This window comes from Kocuria sp. CPCC 205235 (assembly GCF_040980905.1).
Taxonomy (GTDB): domain Bacteria; phylum Actinomycetota; class Actinomycetes; order Actinomycetales; family Micrococcaceae; genus Kocuria; species Kocuria carniphila.
On the sequence record NZ_JAVKPR010000105.1, the window covers coordinates 1 to 523 of the forward strand.

Annotated in this window: 1 protein-coding gene; it reads right to left on the bottom strand. The window is 27.0% G+C overall.

What is annotated here, in order from left to right; all coding sequences use genetic code 11:
• The coding region (locus RF638_RS16200; RefSeq protein ID WP_368842484.1) for a hypothetical protein at positions 1–523 on the bottom strand (523 nt) is incomplete at both ends.

Consider the following 523-nt stretch of genomic DNA (forward strand, 5'->3'; position numbering starts at 1 on the left):
TCCTAAATTTTTAGACAATAACCTATATTCTTGTAATTCTAATTCTAAACTTATCTTTTTACTCTCTAAAACCATATTTCTATCTGATAAACTCTTGTTTTCCACGAGATAATTCAAATTCTCTTTTTCTAACTTTTCTACATTTTTTTCTAGCTTCAATAACTTTTTTAAGTATTCTTCCCCTTCTCTTGCATATTTTACTAGAGATTTATATATCTCTTTATCCATGCTTACTATAGTTTCATTTTTAAATAATTTTTTCTTTTCTTCTACGTGTTTCAGGACATTGTCTAATTCATATAGCTTTTCATCTTCTAGTTTTAATCTCTCTTTTTCTGCTTCAAGTTTCTTCTTTTTCTCCTCCAATTCCATAGCATTTTTATTTATTTGTTCCAGCTGTAACTCTATAGATTTTTCCTTTTGTTGAATCTTATATTCTTGATTTGCTATATGTTTTGCTCTTGTTTCTTCAGCGTTTTTTCCTCTTTCTAGTTCTGGAAAGATCTCAACCATTTTTTTAAAA